The sequence below is a fragment of the Desulfocurvus vexinensis DSM 17965 genome (genome assembly GCF_000519125.1).
In the GTDB taxonomy this organism is placed as follows: Bacteria; Desulfobacterota; Desulfovibrionia; order Desulfovibrionales; family Desulfovibrionaceae; genus Desulfocurvus; species Desulfocurvus vexinensis.
On the sequence record NZ_JAEX01000005.1, the window covers coordinates 166,431 to 181,583 of the forward strand.

The 15,153-nt window shown below is 72.4% G+C and carries 16 protein-coding genes; 8 read left to right on the forward strand and 8 right to left on the reverse strand.

The features are described 5' to 3' along the window. The 3 genes from G495_RS0106250 (at position 1) to G495_RS0106260 (ending at position 1,836) form a co-directional block, all read left to right on the forward strand. Positions 1–243: a hypothetical protein gene (locus G495_RS0106250; protein WP_028587104.1), complete on the forward strand. Its 243-nt coding sequence runs from the start codon at positions 1–3 to the stop codon at positions 241–243. A gap of 164 nt (positions 244–407) precedes the next feature. Beyond that, on the forward strand, positions 408–1,409 hold the full coding sequence (locus tag G495_RS17930) for a glycosyltransferase (protein WP_035251153.1): 1,002 nt from the start codon (positions 408–410) through the stop codon (positions 1,407–1,409). Between the two features lie 223 nt (positions 1,410–1,632). Continuing rightward, entirely contained in the window at positions 1,633–1,836 is a 204-nt protein-coding gene (locus G495_RS0106260) for a hypothetical protein (protein ID WP_028587105.1), read from the forward strand. A 174-nt stretch (positions 1,837–2,010) separates the two neighbouring features. On the opposite strand, the gene G495_RS0106265 is transcribed toward G495_RS0106260, so the two are convergent. The 7 genes from G495_RS0106265 to G495_RS0106295 form a co-directional block, all read right to left on the reverse strand. Continuing rightward, positions 2,011–3,093, reverse strand: a complete 1,083-nt coding sequence (locus tag G495_RS0106265) for a glycosyltransferase family 4 protein (protein ID WP_028587106.1) — start codon at positions 3,091–3,093, stop codon at positions 2,011–2,013. After that, positions 3,084–4,199: a glycosyltransferase family 9 protein gene (locus G495_RS0106270; RefSeq protein ID WP_051445125.1), complete on the reverse strand. Its 1,116-nt coding sequence runs from the start codon at positions 4,197–4,199 to the stop codon at positions 3,084–3,086. The genes G495_RS0106265 and G495_RS0106270 overlap by 10 nt, the downstream gene beginning before the upstream one ends. Next, positions 4,196–5,269 carry a glycosyltransferase gene (locus G495_RS0106275; protein ID WP_028587108.1) on the reverse strand — a complete coding sequence of 358 codons (1,074 nt, stop codon included), beginning with the start codon at positions 5,267–5,269 and terminating at the stop codon, positions 4,196–4,198. Before G495_RS0106275 ends, G495_RS0106270 begins: the two co-directional genes overlap by 4 nt. 54 nt (positions 5,270–5,323) lie before the next feature. Further along, positions 5,324–5,974, reverse strand: coding sequence for an HAD family hydrolase (locus tag G495_RS0106280; protein WP_051445126.1), 651 nt, complete (start codon positions 5,972–5,974; stop codon positions 5,324–5,326). Next, positions 5,971–6,882, reverse strand: a complete 912-nt coding sequence (locus G495_RS0106285) for a phosphoglycerate dehydrogenase (RefSeq protein ID WP_028587110.1) — start codon at positions 6,880–6,882, stop codon at positions 5,971–5,973. The genes G495_RS0106280 and G495_RS0106285 overlap by 4 nt, the downstream gene beginning before the upstream one ends. A gap of 75 nt (positions 6,883–6,957) precedes the next feature. Beyond that, positions 6,958–7,848 carry a DMT family transporter gene (locus G495_RS0106290; protein ID WP_028587111.1) on the reverse strand — a complete coding sequence of 297 codons (891 nt, stop codon included), beginning with the start codon at positions 7,846–7,848 and terminating at the stop codon, positions 6,958–6,960. Between the two features lie 45 nt (positions 7,849–7,893). Further along, positions 7,894–8,571, reverse strand: coding sequence for an LOG family protein (locus G495_RS0106295; RefSeq protein WP_035251156.1), 678 nt, complete (start codon positions 8,569–8,571; stop codon positions 7,894–7,896). A gap of 128 nt (positions 8,572–8,699) precedes the next feature. Here G495_RS0106295 and G495_RS0106300 point away from each other — a divergent pair, with 128 nt between their 5' ends. Genes G495_RS0106300 through miaA form a run of 4 tightly spaced genes read left to right on the forward strand, consistent with a single transcriptional unit; the run spans position 8,700 to position 12,296 of the window. Continuing rightward, positions 8,700–10,307, forward strand: a complete 1,608-nt coding sequence (locus G495_RS0106300; RefSeq protein WP_028587113.1) for an MBL fold metallo-hydrolase RNA specificity domain-containing protein — start codon at positions 8,700–8,702, stop codon at positions 10,305–10,307. Next, positions 10,307–10,876, forward strand: coding sequence for a 16S rRNA (guanine(966)-N(2))-methyltransferase RsmD (gene rsmD / locus G495_RS0106305; protein WP_028587114.1), 570 nt, complete (start codon positions 10,307–10,309; stop codon positions 10,874–10,876). The genes G495_RS0106300 and rsmD overlap by 1 nt, the downstream gene beginning before the upstream one ends. Then, entirely contained in the window at positions 10,855–11,385 is a 531-nt protein-coding gene (gene coaD, locus G495_RS0106310) for a pantetheine-phosphate adenylyltransferase (RefSeq protein ID WP_028587115.1), read from the forward strand. The genes rsmD and coaD overlap by 22 nt, the downstream gene beginning before the upstream one ends. Then, a complete protein-coding gene (gene miaA, locus G495_RS0106315; protein WP_028587116.1) occupies positions 11,382–12,296 on the forward strand; it encodes a tRNA (adenosine(37)-N6)-dimethylallyltransferase MiaA in 915 nt (304 codons plus the stop codon). The genes coaD and miaA overlap by 4 nt, the downstream gene beginning before the upstream one ends. Before the next feature lie 199 nt (positions 12,297–12,495). Here miaA and G495_RS17935 read toward each other — a convergent pair whose 3' ends face one another. Beyond that, positions 12,496–13,803, reverse strand: a complete 1,308-nt coding sequence (locus tag G495_RS17935) for a calcium/sodium antiporter (RefSeq protein WP_051445127.1) — start codon at positions 13,801–13,803, stop codon at positions 12,496–12,498. A gap of 248 nt (positions 13,804–14,051) precedes the next feature. Here G495_RS17935 and G495_RS17940 point away from each other — a divergent pair, with 248 nt between their 5' ends. Next, the gene (locus G495_RS17940; protein WP_035251158.1) at positions 14,052–15,116 is read left to right on the forward strand and encodes a hypothetical protein; all 1,065 of its coding nucleotides are present in this window, start codon (positions 14,052–14,054) and stop codon (positions 15,114–15,116) included. Positions 15,117–15,153 lie beyond the last annotated feature (37 nt).

A 15,153-nucleotide genomic window follows, 5' to 3' on the forward strand; every position in this document is an offset into this window, starting at 1 on the left:
ATGGGCGAGAAACGCAAGCCGCTGACCCCGGTCAAGCCCTCGGGCATGGAGATCATCTGCTTCTATCCCTGCCCGTTCTGCTCGCGCGAGGTGCCCCTGGTGTCGCCCACGCAGCCAGCCATGGTCCGCTGCGATGCCTGCGGCAAGGATTTTCCCATCGTGCCCGTGGACGAGCGCGGGGTGCGCTTCTTCAAGGTGATGACTGCCAACGGCCGCGCCGCCGTGGACCCGGATTTCCTCTAGGTGACTGTTGAACCATTCCTTTTTCCAGGCCGTTCAGACATGGTGAGCTGCAAGGCGCGAAAAGAGTCCAGGGCCGACGCGTGGCAAGACCGGCGCGCGGGCCTGGGTTTTTCGCCCGACGCGGCAGGCGCCATTTCGGGGCGGCCTGCGAGCGGGCCAGCGCCGTGCCGCAACTGCTCTTCCTGACCCAGGCCGGGCCCACCCTGCCCAGCGTGCGCTTCCGGGTGCTGCCCTTCGTGGAGGCCGCCCGGGCCGTGGGCGTGGACGCCGCCTGGCGGCGCTACCCCAAGACGGCCCTGGCCCGCGCGGCGTTTTTCGCGGGGCTGCGGCGCACGCCGGTGGTGGTGCTGCAAAAAAAGCTCGTTTCGCCCCTGGAGCTGGGGCTGTTGCGCCGCCGGGCCGGGCGGCTGGTCTTCGACTTCGACGACGCCCTGTGGGCCGCGCACCCGGGGCAGGGCGCCTGCGGCGGCGGCGAGGCCCCCGGGGAGCTGGAGCGCCTGCTGCGCGTGTGCGCCGGGGTGGACGCCGTGGTGGCGGGCAACACGTTTCTGGCCGACAAGGTCCGCGCCGTGGCCCGGCGGGTGGCCGTGCTGCCCACGCCCCTGGACAGCGACGCCTACGTCCCCGGCCCGCAGCGCGCGCCCGGCCCGCCGGTGGTGGGCTGGATGGGCACCTCGTGCAACCTGTTCTTCCTGCCGCCCATCTTCGAGGCCCTGGCGCCCCTGGCCGGGGAGCTGCGCCTGTCGGTGGTGTCCGACGGGAGCATCGACCTGCCGCCGGGGCTGGCGGGAAGCTGCGAGCGCTGGACCCCGGAGACGGAAATCCCCCGCCTCCAGGCCATGGACATCGGCCTGATGCCGCTGACCGACGACGAATACACCCGCGGCAAATGCGGCTTCAAGCTGCTGCAATACATGGCCTGCGGGGCCGTGCCCGTGGCCTCGGACGTGGGCTTCAACCGCGAGATCGTGACCCATGGCCGCGACGGCTTCCTGGCCGGGAATGCGGCGGATTTCGCGCGCTACGTGGCCGACCTGGTGCGCGATCCGGCCCTGCGCGCGCGCATGGCTGCCCGGGCCCGGGCCAAGGTGGTGGAGCGCTTCGGGCTGGCGGCGGCGGCGGCCAGGCTGTGGCCCGTGCTGGGCCTGGGGGGCGGGCCGGTCTAGAAATTTTCTCGGCTGCGAATTTGTTGCGCTTTTTTTGCCGCCCCCGGCCCCGGGGGCGGTTTTCTTTCGGAACGGAAAACGCCCGCCGCCCCTGCTGCGGCATCGGAAAGGGTGACGGGCCGCCGTTTTTCCCGGTCCGTTTTGACAGCCTGCGGCGATCTGCTATGGATCATCTCGGGCCGCGCTGCGGCCCGGGGACCATGCAGCACCAGAAGGAGGCGCCATGCAGACCGCCAAGGTGAAAGAGAAGGCCCGGGGCTCTGCGCCCGCAGGGCAGCGTCCCGGCAAGCCCATTGCGTCCGTGCCCTGCCCGTACTGCGGGGGCCGGGCCTGGTTCAGCTCGCCGGTGCCCGACGAGGCTCCGTGCTCCTGCCAGGCTTGCGGCGGCACGGGCCGCGTGTTTGCCGACGGGGAGACCCAGGCCTAGCCAGCCGGATTCCTTTCTTTTTTGTTGTGTCGCGACGCGCGAAGGCCCCGGCCCCGGTTCACCGGGGGGCGGGGCCTTTGTCGTCGCGGCCCGGGGAGCAGGGCCGCCGGGCGCCGGGGCAGGCCGCCCCGCAGGCTGGCCGAGCGGGGCGCGGGCGGCGGCTGCCGCCCGGGGCTAGACGCGCGCGGCGAACCCGCGCCGGGCCAGCAGCTCGTTGTAGACGGTCACGCTGTTGGCCAGCTTGGTTTCCAGGGTGAAGCCCCCGGCCTTGGCCGCGCTGGCGCGCCCGAACACGCGGCGCAGTTCCGGGTCCGCCGCCAGCTTGGCCATGGCCCGGGCGATGGCCCCGGGGTCGGCGGGCGGCACCAGCAGCCCGTTGTCGTCGATGAGCTCGGGCACCCCGCCCACGTCGGAGCCTACCACAGGCAACCCGAAGAACAGCGCCTCCAGCAGCACGTTGGGCATGCTTTCCGAGAGCGAGGGCAGGAAGAAGACGTCCATGACCTGGAGATGGTCGGCCACGTTTTCCACGCGCCCGGTGAAGGCCACGCGCCCGGCCACGCCCAGTTCGGCGGCCAGGGCGTCCCAGCGCCCGGCCCGCGCCCCGACCACCACCAGTCGCGCTTCCAGGCCCTGGCCCACGGCCAGGGCGAAGCCGCGCAGCAGATGCTCCACGCCCTTGACCGGCTTGTCGCCCGCCACCGAGCCCAGCACCAGCTGCCCCGGGGCGATGCCCAGGGCCGCGCGCATGGCGTCGCGCGGGGTTTGCGGCACGACGCGCGCCCGGGGGATGCCGTTGGGCACCACCGCCGTGCGCCGGGCGGACAGGCCCACCGAGCGCAGCACCCGCGCGCAGGCCCGGGAGTTGACCGTGAAACAGTCCATGCCCGGCGACCAGTATGGCAGGGGGTTGCCGGGCCGGTAGACCACGCCCCGGTAGCCCAGGCACACGCAGCCCCGGGCGCGCCAGAAAAGGCTCCACCAGGCCAGGGCCTTGTTGGCCCGGTTGTGGAAGGCGTGGACGATGCAGGGCTCGCCCCGGGGCGGCAGGGCCGCGGCCACGGCGGCGCGCCAGTCCCCGGGCCGGGGCGGCAGGCGCCGCCAGTCCAGGTCCTGGTCCAGGTCGGCGATCTGCGCGTCGTGGGGCACGAAGAAGGCCAGCTCGTGCCCGCGTCCGCACAGGCCCCGGGCCAGGTACATGGCCTGGCGCGTGCCGCCCGACAGCGACGAGGACGAGGTCAGGAAGATCAGGCGCATGGGGCCTTGCCTCCCTCGGGCTGCCCCAGGCGGGCCAGGAGCGCGGGCAGCACGGCCTCGGGGGCCAGGTCCGTCAGGCAGCGGGTGTACCCCAGGGGGCAGGTGTTCTCGTTGCAGGGCTGGCAGTCCAGGCCCAGGCGCAGGTCGGCGTGGTCCGGCCCCGGGAAGGTCCAGGCCGGGCTGGTGGAGCCGAGCACGGTCAGGGTCGGGGTGCCCACGGCCACGGCCATGTGCCGGGGCGCCGAGCAGTTGCCCAGGTGCAGCCGGGCCCGGGCGATACAGGCGGCCATCTCGCGCAGGGTGAGCATCCGCCCGGTGACCACGCAGGCCGGGCTGCCCGCTGCGGCGGCCACGGCCTCGGCGTCGGGCCGCTCGCCCGGGCCGTAGAGCACCAGGAAGCGCAGGGCCGGATTGTGGGCCGCAGCCAGGGCCACGAGCCGCCCGAAGTGCGCGGCGGGCCAGCGCCGGGTGTCGCGGCGGTGGGTGGGGTCCACGGTGATGAGGGTATGCTGCGGGCCGATGCCGTGCTCGGCCAGGATGGCGTCGGCCCCGGCCAGCTCCTCGGGTGCGAGGTGCAGGCGCGGCGCCTCGCCGTTCCAGGCGATGCCCAGGGGCCGCAGCACGCTGGCCTTGGTCATGGCCGCGTAGCCGCCCAGGGGGCGCACGGTGTGCGTGTACAGCCAGCCGTTGTACCACGGCGCGCTGTACGACAGGCGCACCTGGGGCCCGCCCGGGGGCGGGAAGAGCCGCGCCAGGGCCACCACCCAGCGGATGCGCGGCAGCTGCTGGAAATCCACCACCAGATCGTAGCGGTTTTTGGCCACGTCCAGGTAGAAGCGCAGCTGCGCGCGCAGGTCGCGGTGGGCCTTGCGGTCCACGGCGTGGACGCGCGCGATGTCCGGGTTGCCCGCCACCACTGCCACGGCCTTGGCCTCGGTGAGCAGGTCGATTTCGGCTTGCGGAAAGCGCTGGCGCAGCAGGTGGATGGCCGGGGTGGCCAGCAGCACGTCGCCGATCTGGCGCAGCTGGCAGACCAGGATGCGCCGCACGCGGGCGGGGTCCAGGTCGATGCGGGCGGTGGGTGCGGCGGTGGTGTCGGGGCTCATGGCCTGCGCATCTCCCGGATGAAGTGCTCGAATTGCGTGGCCCGGGCCTCCAGGGAATGCACGGCGGAAAACCACTGCCAGACCCCGGCGCGCAGGGCGCCCAGGGCCGCGTCGTCCAGCCCCAGCAGGGCGTCCAGGGCCTGGGCCAGCCCCTCGGGCCCCCGGGCCACGGGCACCAGGGTCCGGTCCAGGGGCGGCAGGTGCCCGGGCCAGGCCTCGCTGATGCCGCCCACATCGCGGGCCACGGGCGCCAAGCCCCGGGCCATGGCCTCCAGCAGCGTGTTGGGCAGCCCTTCGGACAGGGACGGCAGGCAGAAGATGTCGGCCTGGTCCAGCACCGTGCCCACGTCGGCCACAAAGCCGTGCCAGGTGACGCGCCCGGCCAGGTCCAGGCTCTGGGCCAGGGCCTTGAGGGCCGCCTCGTCGCAGCCCGTGCCCGCCACATGCAGCCGCACGTCGCGGCCCTGGTCGGTGAGCAGGCGCAGGGCGCGCAACAGGTCGGCGTGGCCCTTGTCGGGGTTGAGCTGGCTGGTGACGGCGATGGCCCGGGGCCTGCGCGGGGCGGGCGGGGCCTGCGGCGCCGGGGCCTTGCCCGTGGGGATGACGGTGATCTCCCCGGGGCGCAGGAAGCTCATTTCGGCCAGCAGGCCGTCCTTGATGTCCTGGCAGGGCACCAGCAGGGCCGGGCGCGTGAAGCGGTGCGTGCGGCGGACCTTGGGCGTGTCGCGCATGTCGCGCGGCAGGCCCACGCGGTGCACCACCGGCACCCCCGTAAGCCGCGCGGCCACCCCGGCGATGCGCAGGTCCTTGCCGACGTTGGCCACCAGGGCGTCCACGGCGTTGGCCCGCAGGAAGCGCGCGAAGCGCCACACGCTCACGGGGTTGTAGTCGAAGCCGAACCAGCCCGGGCGCGCGTTGAGGCCCAGGGCCAGGGCGCGGTCCAGGAACGGGCCGGGGCGGGCGAAGATCCAGGTCGTGTGGCCCCGGGCGTCCAGGGCGCGGCACAGGTCCAGGGTCCAGGCCTTGACCCCGCCGAAGCGGCGTGTGGCGTTGACGAAGGCGATGTTCATAGTTCTTCAGGGGCGGGGAGGGCCGGGACGGCGGCTGCGCCCGGGCGCTCCCGTTCAGCCCAGGCTTGCGATGTATCCGGGCAGGCCCGTGAGGTCCGCCATCCAGACCACGGGCTCGGGGAAGGGCCCCACGCCCAGGAAGCGCGTGCCCACGGCCCGCGCGGCGGCCAGGTCCGTGTTTGCGTCGCCGATCATCAGCACCCGCGCGGGGTCCGCGCCCTCGGCCTGGACGATGCGGCGCAGCACCTCGGCCTTGGCGGGCGGCGCGCCGCAGATGGCCTTGAAGCAGCGGGCCAGGCCCATGGCCCCCAGCACGGCGTCCAGCTCGTACTGCGGCGCGCCCGAGGCCACGTACAGCGGCCAGGTGGCGTGGTGGGCCTCCAGGAATTCGCGCGCGCCGGGCAGGGTCGGGGTGCGCAACAGCTCCTGCATGGCCAGCTCGGCGAAGCGCCGGTCCAGGGCGGCGGATTCCTCGGGCGTCACGGAGCGGCCATGGAATTTCTGGTAGAAATGCTCGAACTTGACGTAGCGCGACACCCCGGCGTGCTCGACGTGGTAGGCCCGGACGTAGGCCGAAGCCTCGGGGCCGAGGTCCTCGAAGAGCCGCCCGAAGGTCGTGGTCTTCAGGGGCATGGAATTCAGGATCACGCCGTCGAAGTCGAAGACGATGACGTCCAGGGCCGAGCCCCGTGCGGTGGCGGTCATGGCTGTGCCCCCAGGGCGGTCAGCAGGTTGCGCACGGCGTCGGCCTCCATGCGCACCCGGCCCTCGCGGGCGTAGGAGCCGATGTGCGGGGTCAGGATCACGGTGTCCAGCCCGCGCAGGGGCCCGGTGTAGGGCTCCTGGTTGAAGCAGTCCACCGCCGCGCCTGCCAGGTGGCCCGAGTCCAGGGCCGCGAACAGCGCGTCTTCGTCCACCAGCCCGCCGCGCCCGCAGTTCACCAGCCAGGAGCCCGGGCGCATCCGCGCCAGCTCGGCGGCGCCAAGGACCGCGCAGCCGCCCTCGGGCTTGGAGCAGTGCAGGGTCACGATGTCGGCCCAGGCCAGCAGGTTGTAGAGCGGCAGGCAGGGCGTGGTGGGGCAGGTGGGCCGGGGGTCGAAGCTGGCCACCTCGCAGCCCACCGCACGCAGCAGCTCGCCTGTGGCGCGGCCGATGCGCCCGTAGCCGATCACGCCCACGCGCTTGCCCGCCAGCTGCCAGCCCATGCGCTTCTTCCACGTGCTGGCGCGCAGCTCGCGGTCCATGCGCGAGACGTTGCGCAGCAGGTCCAGGATCAGGCCCAGGGTCAGCTCGGCCACGGCCAGGGTCGGGCCCTGGGGCGTGCTGAGTACGGCCACGCCGTGGGCCTCGCACCAGGCCAGGTCCACGTTGTCCAGGCCCACGCCGCAGCGCGAGATGGCCGTAAGCTCCGGCAGCTGGGCGAGCACGGCGGCGCCCAGGTCTTCCGTCCCGGCGACCACGCCCGCGCAGCCCGCCAGCAGGGCCACGGTCTCCTCGGGGCGCAGCTTGCGGCCGTGGGGGTTGGTCACGATGTCCACGCCCGCCCGGGCCAGCAGGTCCAGCGGCTCGGAGCCGTAGGCGGCGAAGGACGAGGTGGTGATGGCGATTTTCATGACGGTCCTTGTTGCGGTGAAAGGTCGTTCGGCCCGCCTTGGTACCAGAAACCGGCGCGGCCCACAACGCCGGGCTCAGGCCCCGGTGCGGCGTCCCCCCGTCTGTTGCAGGGCGATGCCCGCCACGATGAGCCCGAGCCCGGCCAGGGTCGAGGGCAGGATGGCCTCGCCCACCAGGGTGCTGATGAGGAACAGCGACAGGAAGGGCGACAGGAAGATCAGGTTGCCGACCTTGGCCGTGCTCTCCGACAGGCGCAGGGCCGTGAGCCAGAGCACGAAGGTTACGCCCATCTCGAACACGCCCACGTAGGCCGCCCCGGCCAGGGCCCGCCAGTCGGTCACCACAGGGTCGGAGAACACCAGGGTGGCCGCCAGCACGTAGAGCGTGCCCCAGGCGAAGTTGGCCGCCAGCCCGGCCACGGGGTCGCGCGTGTCGCGGGTGTTGAGGATCCAGTACAGCGCCCAGATCACCGTGCTGCCCAGGGCCAGCCCCACGCCCAGGGGGCTGGTGAAGCGCAGGGCCAGGGGCTCGCCCTGGGTGGCGATGCAGACCACCCCCGCGTAGCTGACCAGCAGCGCCGCCACCTGGCGCCCCCCCAGGCGCTGGCCCAGCAGCGGCACCGAGAGCAGCGACAGGGTCACGGCCCAGGTGTAGTTCAGGGGCTGGGCCTGCTGGGCGGGCAGCAGGTCGTAGGCCGAAAACAGCACCACATAGTAGAGGAAGGGGTTCATGAACCCCAGCCCGGCGGACACCAGCCACTGGCGGCGGCCCATGGCCGCGAGCAGCCCCAGGCGCCCCTGGGCCGCCAGGATGAGCAGCAGCGTGGCCAGGGAAAAGACGCAGGACCACAGCAGCAGCTGCAACGGGTCCATGACCCGCAAAGAGAGCTTGAAGGCCGAGGCCACGGTGGACCACAAGAGCACCGTGGCCAGGCCGTAGAGGGTGGCCCTGGTCTGCCTGCGCATGGAGACTCCGCCTTCGCCGGGCCGGGCCCGGGTCCGCCGCCGGTGCTACACGATGACGTGGCGCTTGATGTAGGAGACCACCTCGTCGGGCGTGTCGCGCACGGTGATGAGGTCCAGGTCGGCCTCGCCCGCGAAGCCGTCGGCCACCATGCGCTCCTTGAGCCAGTCCAGCAGCCCGCCCCAGTACGCGCTCTTGTACAGCACGATGGGGAAGTGCTTGATGCGCCGGGTCTGGATGAGCACCAGGGCCTCGAACAGCTCGTCCAGGGTGCCGAAGCCGCCGGGCATGGCCACGTAGGCCGTGGCGTACTTCACGAACATCAGCTTGCGCACGAAGAAGTAGCGGAAATCGACCTTGGTGGTCAGGTACTCGTTGGTGGCCTGCTCGAAGGGCAGGTGGATGTGCAGGCCCACGGACTCGCCCCCGGCCTCGAAGGCGCCCTTGTTGGCGGCTTTCATGAGCCCCGGCCCGCCGCCGGAAATGACCGAGAAGCCCGCCTGCACCAGCTTGGCGGCGATCTCTTCGGTGTCCTTGTAGAGCGGGTCTTCGGGCTTGACGCGCGCCGAGCCGAAGATGGACACGCCGTTGGATATCTCGCTCATGGCGTCGAAGCCGTCCACGACCTCGGCCATGATCTTGAACAGCCGCCAGGATTCGCGCATGGACAGCTCGTCGATGAGAAACTGCTTCTTGTCGGGCACGGGCCCCTCCTTGGGGAGCATGAGATTCTTTACAGGACTGGTCCGCGTTGGGTAAAGGAAATGGTTCGCCCGGCCCTGATAGCCTGTTTTTCCCCGCGAGGGAACCACCCCGCCGCCGCCCGGGCCCCCCAATCCAAGGAGAACCCTGCATGAAAATTCAGTTTCTCGGCGCCGCGCAAACCGTGACCGGCTCCTGCCACATGATGGAGACCGCCGGGCACCGCTTCGCGGTGGACTGCGGCATGCACCAGGGCAACGCCGAGATGGAGAAACGCAACTACGACACCTGGAAATACAAACCCAAGGACGTGGAGTTCTTCCTCGTCACCCACGCGCACATCGACCACTCCGGCCTGCTGCCGCGCATGGTCAAGGAGGGCTTCTCGGGGGCCATCTACTGCACCCCGCCCACCCGCGACCTGCTGGAGATCATGCTCGAAGACAGCGCCCACATTCAGGAGATGGAAGCCGAATGGCGCAACCGCAAGCGCCAGCGCTACGGCACGGAGCTGACCACCCCGCTGTATACCGTGGCCGACGCCCGCCGCGCCGTGGAGCTCATCCGCACCGTGGAGTACGACACGGCCTTCGAGCCCTTCCCGGGCATGACCGTCAACTATCGCGACGCCGGGCACATCCTGGGCTCGGCCTTCATCGAGCTGAGCGTCAAGGAGAACGGCGGCGGCTTCAAGGCCGTGTTCTCCGGCGACCTGGGTCGGCCCGACCAGCTCCTGCTTCAGGACCCGGCCATCATCAAGGACGCCGACTACCTGTTCATCGAGTCCACCTACGGCGACCGCGACCACAAGGACGAGTCCACCAGCCGCGACGAGCTGGCCCAGGCCATCGCCTACGCTTACGGCAACAAGGAGAAGGTCATCATCCCGGCCTTCGCCGTGGAGCGCACCCAGGAGGTGCTCTACAGCCTGAACCTGCTGCGCCGCGAAGGCCGCCTGCCCGAAGACATGCCCGTGTTCGTGGACAGCCCCATGGCCATCCGGGCCACGGAGGTCTTCCGCAAGTATCCGAAGTACTTCGATCATCAGACCAACGAGATGATCCGCAACGGCGACGACCCGCTCAAGCTGCCCAACCTCAAGTACACCCTGTCCACCACCGATTCCCAGGCCATCAACGAGCGCGGCGGCCCGGCCATCGTCATCTCGGCCAGCGGCATGTGCAACGCGGGGCGCATCAAGCACCACCTGCGCCACAACCTCTGGCGCCCGGGGGCGGCGGTGGTCTTTGTGGGCTACCAGGGCCGGGGCACCCCGGGCCGCAAGATCGTGGACGGCGCCCAGACCATCCGCCTGTTCGGCGAGGACATCGCGGTCAAGGCCAAGGTGTTCACCATCGGCGGCTTTTCGGCCCACGCCGGGCAGAGCGAGATTCTGGCCTGGCTCACGCACTTCACCTCGCGCAAGATGAAGGTCTTCCTGGTCCACGGCGAGCAGATGAAGCAGCGCATCCTGGCCAAGCTGATCCGCGAGCGCTTCGGGCTGGACGTGCATATCCCGGACTACCTGGAAGTCTGCACCATGGTTCCCGGCCAGCCCCTGGAGGCCGTGGTGGACAAGGAAGCCGCCACCCCGCGCATCGACTGGGCCTTCCTGCTCGGGCAGACCGAGGCCCAGCTCGCCAACCTGCGCGGGCGCCAGGAGGCCATCGAGGGCCGCCCCTGGCTGGACCAGACCGAACTGCGCGACCGGCTGCTGGAGATCAACAAGAACCTGATGACCCTGGTTTCCGAGGCGTGATGCGCCTGATCAGCGGCCAGTTCGGCGGGCGCGAGGTGCGCTCGGTGTCCGGCCCGGGGTATCGCCCGGCGACCTCCAAGGTCCGCCAGGCGGTGTTCTCCATGCTCGAGGCCCGGGGCGTGCTCTGGCCCGGGCTGCGCGTGCTCGACCTGTTCGCGGGCACGGGCAGCCTGGCCCTGGAAGCCCTGTCGCGCGGGGCGGCGTTCGCCGCCTTCGTGGAGAAGAACCGCAAGGCCGCCCTGGCCATCCAGGGCACCCTGAAGGATCTGGGCCTGGGGCCGGAGCGCGCCCGGGTCCATGCGGCGGACCTCTTCGCCCTGCTCAAGGCCCGGCCCGAGGCGCCCTTCGGGCTGGTGTTCATCGACCCGCCCTACGGCCAGGGCCTGCTGCTGCCCGCCCTGGACCTGGCCCTGGCAAACGGCTGGGTGGCGCCCGGCGCCGTGGTGCTGGCCGAGGTCGAGGCCCGGCTGGGGCTGGACCCCGGCGCCGCGCACCCGGCGCTTGCGCCGCTGACCGACAAAACCTACGGGCAGACGAGGATTGTGGCATGGACAAGCTCTGCTGCGTGACGGCGATCTATCCCGGCAGCTTCGACCCGCTGACCAACGGGCATGTTTCCATCGTGCGCCGGGGGCTCAAGCTGTTCCAGACCGTGGTGGTGGCCGTGGCCCGCGACTCGGGCAAGACCCCGCTGTTCACCCTGGACGAGCGGGTGGCCATGATCCGCGAGGTCTTCAAGGGCGAGCCCCGCGTGCAGGTGGACAGCTTCACCGGGCTGTTGGTGGACTACGTGGCGCGCCGGGGCGCCGGGGCCGTGCTGCGCGGCATGCGCGCGGTGTCCGACTTCGAGTACGAGTTCCAGCTCGCGCTGATGAACCGCCGCCTGCACCGCGACATCGAGACCGTGTTTTTGATGACCGACTACAAATGGATGTACATCAGCTCCTCGATCATCAAGGAGGCCGCGCGCCACGGCGGGAACATCCAGGGCCTGATCCCCAACGCGCTGGTGCCCGAGGTCTACAAGAAGTTCGCCGAGCTGGAGCGCCAGCGCCAGGAGAACCCCGGACCCCCATGAGCACCGCCCTGATCTGCGTGCCCGGCCCCACGGGCGCGGGCAAGACCGGGGCGGGCATCGCCCTGGCCGAGGCCCTGGGCGGCGAGGTGGTCAACTTCGACTCGCGCCAGCTCTACGCCGATTTTCCCGTCATCACCGCCCAGCCGACCCCCGGGGAGCGCGCCCGCTGCCCGCACCTGCTCTACGGCCTCTTGGGCCTGACCCAGACCATGACCGCCGCCGCCTACGCCGAACTGGCCCTGGAGACCGTGGCCGGGGTCCGCGCCCGGGGGCGGGTGCCCATCCTGGTGGGCGGCACGGGGCTGTACCTGCGCTGGCTGCTGCAACCCATGGCGCCGATCCCCGACATCCCCGAGGCCGTGCGCCGGGGCGTGCGCGAGGACTGCGCGCGGCGTGGCGCGCCCGCCCTGCACGCCGACCTTGCGGGCATGGACCCGGCCCTGGCCGCGCGCCTGCACCCCAACGACAGCCAGCGCGTCATGCGCGGGGTGGAGGTTTTTCTGGCCTCGGGCAGGCCGCTGTCGCAGTGGCAGGCCCTGACCCCGCCCCCGCGCGACCTGCGCGTGCTCAAGCTCGGTGTGGGGCTGGACCTGGACGAACTGACGCCGCACCTCGTGCGGCGCATCGGGCTGATGCTCGACGCCGGGGCCCTGGACGAGGCCCGGGCGGCCATGGCCGTGAACGCCGACCCCGCGGCCCCGGGCTGGACGGGCATCGGCTGCGCCGAATGCCTGGCCCACCTGCGCGGCGAGCTGGACCTGGAGCAGTGCGTACGGCAGTGGGGCGCCAACACCCGGGCCTACGCCAAGCGCCAGTTGACCTGGTTTCGCGCCGACGCGGACATCGCCTGGCACCGCCCCGGGGAGCACGCGGCCATGATCGCCGCCGCGCGGCGTTTCCTGGACGCCTGAAGCTCCGGGACGCTGGATGCATCCCTGGTGCGCGCCGCGCGGGGCTTCCCGGGCGACTGCGACCCCGGGAAAGGCCTTTCCGGGGCTTCAGAAAGTCTGGATAATCATTAGGATATTTTAAAAAGTCTGCAAATTTAGGCTGTTGCCGTGCGGGTGGGCCGGGAGGGCCCGGGCTGCGGCCTGCGGGCGCGTTGGGGGCTCAGGAATCGCCCTTCGGGCCCTTGATCCGCGCGCGCAGCATGGCCCAGCGGGCCTTGAGGCGCTCCAGCAGGGCCCGGGCCCAGGCGAATTCGCTGGCCAGGATGACCAGCCCCAGGGCCATGGCCGCCAGCCCCGGGCCGGGGGTGACCAGCATGACCACCCCCGCCAGGAGCACCAGCGTGCCTGCGGCCAGCACCGCGATCTTGCGCAGGGCCTGGCGCGTTCCGGCCTCCAGGGTATGCAGGGCGCCCAGGCTCTGCCCCAGGGCCAGGATGTAGACCAGCCCCGTGGCCGCCAGGGCCGTGGCCAGGGCGTGCTCCTGCACGGCCAGCCCCCAGCCCTGGCCGAGGTCCATGGCGATGCGCGCGGCCAGATAGGCCCCGAAGAAGAGGGTGAACAGCAGGCCCTCGGCACGGCTGATGGTCGCGCCGGTGACGAACACCGGCAGGCAGACCAGGGCGGCGGCGACCATCACCGGCAGGTCGAAGGCCGCCTGGGGCGGCAGCACGGCGGTGCCCGCCGGGGCGGCCAGCCCTGCGGCAGCCAGCACCACCAGGATGTTGAACAGGTTGCTGCCCACCACGTTGCCCACGGCCAGGTCGCGTTCGCCCTTGAAGGCCGCCAAGGCCGAGGTTGCCAGCTCGGGCAGCGAGGTGCCTGCGGCGGCCACCGTGGCGCCGATGAGCGCCTCGGACACGCCCATGTCCGCCGCCAGGGCCGCCGCCGCGCCCACGAAGGCGTTGGCCCCCAGGCCGAGCAGAGCGATGCCGCCCGCCGCCATCAGCCCGGCCAGGGTCAGGGCCTTGGCCCCGCGCGGCGGCGGGGGCGCCGTTTCGAGGACCATTTCGGGCAGGGCGCCCGGGCCCAGGGTGCTGCGGCGCAGCAGGGTCAGGGTGTAGAGGGCCATGCCCGCCAGGAGCAGGGCGCATTCCCACGGCGCCAGCGCGCCGTCGGCCAGGGCCAGCCAGCAGGCCAGGGACGCGGCGATCATCACCGGCACGTCGAAGCGCACCACCTCGCGCTCCACGGCCAGGGGCGCGATGCAGGCCGAAATGCCCAGCACGGCGAAGACGTTGAAGATATTGCTGCCCAGCACGTTGCCCGTCGCCAGGGCGAAGCGGCCTTCCAACCCCGCGCCCACGCTGACGAACAGCTCCGGCGCGCTGGTGCCCAGGGCGACCACGGTCAGCCCCGTGACCAGGGGCGAGAGCCCGGCGGCCAGGGCCAGGCGCGAGGCGCCGCGCACCAGCAGCTCCGCTCCGATGAGCAGGACCGTCAGCCCGAGAACCAGGATCAGCCAATCCACAGGTTGCCTCCATGCCGCACTCAGGGTTGTGCTGCCCATGATGGGCATTTCCCGCGTCCGTGGCAAGGCCGGGGTGCCCCGGTCCGCTGGCCAGGGTCCGGGCCTTGCGCCCGCCGGGGCAAAGTTCCGGAGCGCCCGGCGCGGGTTGTGCTTGCACTCCCGGGAAATCGTTGCGAGAACAGGGCGCGGCGCGGGCTCCGCAGCGGGCCCCGCGCACCGCGTCGTGCCACTACCCGAGGAGCATCGCCATGCCCAGCGTCCTGCGGGCCGCCCTGGCCTGTGTTTTCGCCCTGTCCGTCCTGCTGGCCCAGGCCGGGGGCGCCCGGGGGCAGCAGCCCCCCGCCGCCGAACCCGCGCCCCCCGCGCCCGTTCCGGCGCTCTCCCTGCCTGCGCCCCCGGCGCCCGCTCCCGCCCTGCCCGCGCCCCCGGCGCCCGGGTTCGCGGCGCCGCCCGCCGCCGGCCTGCCCGTGCCGCAGGGGCCCTACCAGGAGCAGTCCCCCGCCGGGGTCATCGACTGGGAGGCCGGGACGGTCACGGCCCGGGGCCAGGGCGTGGCCCCGGCGGGGGTGGACGGCCAGGAGCAGGCCCAGGCCCTGGCCCGGCGCGCGGCGACCATGACCGCCCGGCGCAGCCTGTTCGGCCTGCTGTGCGACATGCAGATCGACTCCGCCAGCACGGTGTGCATGGCCATGAACGCCGATGGGCGCGTGGCCGCGCGCGTGCAGGGGCTGGTGCAGAACTCGCACCTCGTGGACGCGGCCCCGCTGCCCGATGGCCCGGTGGTGGTCACGGTGGACCTGGGGCTGCGCGGGGCGCTGGCCGACGCGCTGCTGCCCCCGGCCTCGCGCTTCGGGGCCAGGGCCGGGGCCGCCGCCCAGGCACAGCCCGCCCCCGGTGCCGCCCCGGCCCCCGGGGCCGAACCGGGCGCCACCCCGGGGCCGGAGGCCGATGCCCCGCCCGCCGAACCCATGGCGCCGTACACCGGACTGGTGGTGGACGCCCGGGGCCTGGGCGCGCGCCCGGCCCTTGTGCCGCGCCTGGTGGACGGCCAGGGCCGCGAACTGTACGGCCCGGGGTCCGTCAGCCGCGAGCTGGCCGTGGGCAGCGGGCTGGCCGTCTATGTCCGCGACCCGGGCACGGCCGTCGCCCATTCGCGCGTGGCGGGCAACCCCCTGGTGCTCAGGGCCCGCGCGGCCAGCGGCCCGGGCCGCACGGACCTCGTGCTGCCCGACGAGGCGGCCGAGGGGCTGCTGGCCCTGCCCGAAGCCGCCCGGCTGCTGGCCCAGGCCCGGGTGCTGCTGGTGCTCGACTGAGGCCCTGCGGGGCGGGTTCCCTTTTGCGGGCAAAGGG

Bases quoted from the DNA above. Each gene is read 5' to 3' on its own strand.
- G495_RS0106250 (WP_028587104.1), top strand. From the start codon at position 1: ATGGGCGAGAAACGCAAGCCGCTGACCCCGGTCAAGCCCTCGGGCATG.
- G495_RS0106260 (WP_028587105.1), top strand. From the start codon at position 1,633: ATGCAGACCGCCAAGGTGAAAGAGAAGGCCCGGGGCTCTGCGCCCGCA.
- G495_RS0106265 (WP_028587106.1), bottom strand. From the start codon at position 3,093: ATGCGCCTGATCTTCCTGACCTCGTCCTCGTCGCTGTCGGGCGGCACG.
- G495_RS0106270 (WP_051445125.1), bottom strand. From the start codon at position 4,199: ATGAGCCCCGACACCACCGCCGCACCCACCGCCCGCATCGACCTGGAC.
- G495_RS0106275 (WP_028587108.1), bottom strand. From the start codon at position 5,269: ATGAACATCGCCTTCGTCAACGCCACACGCCGCTTCGGCGGGGTCAAG.
- G495_RS0106280 (WP_051445126.1), bottom strand. From the start codon at position 5,974: ATGACCGCCACCGCACGGGGCTCGGCCCTGGACGTCATCGTCTTCGAC.
- G495_RS0106285 (WP_028587110.1), bottom strand. From the start codon at position 6,882: ATGAAAATCGCCATCACCACCTCGTCCTTCGCCGCCTACGGCTCCGAG.
- G495_RS0106290 (WP_028587111.1), bottom strand. From the start codon at position 7,848: ATGCGCAGGCAGACCAGGGCCACCCTCTACGGCCTGGCCACGGTGCTC.
- G495_RS0106295 (WP_035251156.1), bottom strand. From the start codon at position 8,571: ATGCTCCCCAAGGAGGGGCCCGTGCCCGACAAGAAGCAGTTTCTCATC.
- G495_RS0106300 (WP_028587113.1), top strand. From the start codon at position 8,700: ATGAAAATTCAGTTTCTCGGCGCCGCGCAAACCGTGACCGGCTCCTGC.
- rsmD (WP_028587114.1), top strand. From the start codon at position 10,307: ATGCGCCTGATCAGCGGCCAGTTCGGCGGGCGCGAGGTGCGCTCGGTG.
- coaD (WP_028587115.1), top strand. From the start codon at position 10,855: ATGGACAAGCTCTGCTGCGTGACGGCGATCTATCCCGGCAGCTTCGAC.
- miaA (WP_028587116.1), top strand. From the start codon at position 11,382: ATGAGCACCGCCCTGATCTGCGTGCCCGGCCCCACGGGCGCGGGCAAG.
- G495_RS17940 (WP_035251158.1), top strand. From the start codon at position 14,052: ATGCCCAGCGTCCTGCGGGCCGCCCTGGCCTGTGTTTTCGCCCTGTCC.